General features: G+C 55.1%; 1 protein-coding gene. It reads right to left on the bottom strand.

All coding sequences use genetic code 11. The features are described from left to right. Nucleotides 1–2,704 (bottom strand): calcium-binding protein (locus ACW73I_RS22910; RefSeq protein WP_458031828.1); only part of this gene is annotated, 2,704 nt, incomplete at both ends.

Below are 2,704 nucleotides of genomic sequence, written 5' to 3'. Positions count from 1 at the left end.
TGCAGCCGGATGACGTCGTCGCCGTCGCCGCCCATAATCGTATCGAAACCGGCGCCGCCTTCGAAGCGGTCGTAACCGCTGTCGACGCCTTCGACCACAAAGGTATCGTCGCCGTCGCCGCCCGCCAAGGTGTCGGAACCGCTGCCGCCGATCAGAACGTCGCCGGCCGCACTGCCGGTCAGCGTGTCGTTGCCGGCGCCGCCGTCGATCGCGGCAATATTCAGCAGCTCGGTGCCCGATAGGTCAATGGTATCCCCGTATCCGGTGCCGGCGATGGTATTTGATCCCAGGCCCCCGTCGATGCGTTCGACTGCATAGGCACCGCCGAATTGATGCAGCCGGATCAGGTCGTCGCCCCCGCCGCCCACAATCGTATCGAAACCGGCGCCGCCTTCGAAGCGGTCGTAACCGCTGTCGACGCCTTCGACCACAAAGGTATCGTCGCCGCCGGACAAGATATCCGAACCGCGGCCGCCGACCAGAACGTCGTCTCCTGCATTGCCGATGAGCGTGTCGTTGCCGGCGCCGCCGTCGATTGCCGCAACATTCAGCACTTCGGTGCCCGATAGGTCAATGGTATCCCCGTACCCCGTGCCGGCGATAGTATTTAAACCTAAGCCCCCGTCGATACGCTCGACCATATAGTCGCCGCCGAATTGATGCAACCGAATCAGGTCGTCGCCCCCGCCGCCCACAATCGTATCGAAACCGCCGCCGCCTTCGAAGCGGTCGTAACCATTATCGACGCCTTCGACCACAAAGGTATCGTCGCCGTCGCCGCCGAATAAGATATCCGAACCGCTGCCGCCGACCAGAACGTCGTCTCCTGCATTGCCGATGAGCGTGTCGTTGCCGGCGTTACCCAGCAATGTCCAACCATAATCGTCCAAAGCTGTCATAGTATTGCCGCCAGCCGTACCGATGAGCGTCGTTCCAATTTCCGACGCTTGATAATAACTCCACTCATCGTCGTCGAAAATCATCCAGGGTTCGTAGTCTTGCAAATACCAATCGACGAGACGAAGCGAATCCGTGCCACCGCTGACACTAACCAATAAATCGTTTCCGGATTTAAGCAACGTAACGTCGTCGGAGACGATCGACGGATCGAATACGATTCCGCCGCTGTAATCGCGGGTGGTAACCGAGCCCATGCCTATGGAAAATTCGGCGGTTGGTAACGGCAACTGCCATTCTTCGATAAATCCCGTGTCGGTGGGCGGAACAAACGGTTCGCCCCAGACATAAAAGTCGTTAAAACCGGGCGGTGTGGCAGCGAGCAGTTCGTCCAAAGTGCTTTCACTGCCGTCGCCGAATAACAAAGTCACGTTTTCGAACGGGGTTATATCGGATCGGTCATCGATATTGGCGAGCATAATCGCAGTATGCGCCTGCCCTTGCCAACTCAATTCCAAGGTGGGTATTTGTTCGCCGTTGACCAATACCGCACTGAAACGAGTCGTCAACATTGCCGGCGTGACGTCTTCCGGCAATTCCAAGATATCGATGCCGCTTTCGGTGATAGTCAGGTAATCGGTTCCATACTCAGGAGCGATGGTAGCGAATCCATACCCAGGAGCGATAATATCGATATCATACTCAAGATCGATGATATCGAATCCCGTTGCCGACAACATATAACGGTCATTGCCGGCTTTGCCCAACAGATAATTGACACCGCTACCGCCGATTAATACATCGTCGCCCGAAGTCGCCATCAATATGTCGTTACCGTCGCCACCGTCCAGAAACGCCACCGCATCCTCATTGCCTTCGCCATACCAGTTCCATGCATCGACAAAATCGTTGCCCCCGCCGGCCTTAACGATTACGGCGGGTGCTGAGTTATATTCGAAGGAAATGATATCGTCGTCTTCCGTGCCGCTAACGTTCAATAAATTAAACGCAATGGAATTCTTTTCCAGTCCGATCGTCACATTGCCGGGTAAAGCGCTGCCGGCTCTAACCGACCTTCCGAGCGCCAGCCCGTCCGTTTCCGGGCCGGTACCCGGATTGATAATCTCGACAGCCACATGACCGTCTAAGTGAAATTGCTGTTGAGTATACTTAAACGTTTTGCTGATATCGTACCAAGTGAGTTTGTATTGCCCAGGTATACCTGTCGGATAAATATTAGTACCGACAGGAACGCCAATTCCCGCGCCGCCGTTTCCGGTCGGCAGCGAAACAATTTTACTACGATAAATATAGCTGGAACTATAGATATCACGGGTCGAATCGAACTGCGTCGTGCTCCAATTGCCGACGGTAACGTCTTGACTAGCATAGGTGGAATGCCGGTCGAATCCTCTTACGCTATCCAAATCGGACAGTGCCACGGTTTTACTGCCCAGCGTGTTGATTTCCCAGGGCGACGAGCCAAGGTAACCATATTCTTGATCGGACATGGGCGTCGAATACGCGTCGTAGTGAAAAAAATCGTAATTTAAGTCCAGTTCCGGTTTTTTTTCGAAACGCCCGTCGTCGAGCTGGGTAAATCCGGCGTTGACGAATTGACGGGCCATATGCGTTCGCCAATCGACGACGAACGCTTCTTCCAAAGCGGCGATTCTGGCTAACTCTGCCCTATGGGTGGCGTTGGCCGACAGCACCGCCGCTAACGGCCGGATTTCGCCGCTTTGATCCTGAACCGACCAATCGTGAGTGAGCGTATCGTAATCGGCCAACTTCAAACCTTGGTCGC

The sequence above is a fragment of the Methylomonas sp. MgM2 genome (assembly GCF_054172045.1).
This window is presented reverse-complemented; position numbering and strand designations above follow the sequence as displayed.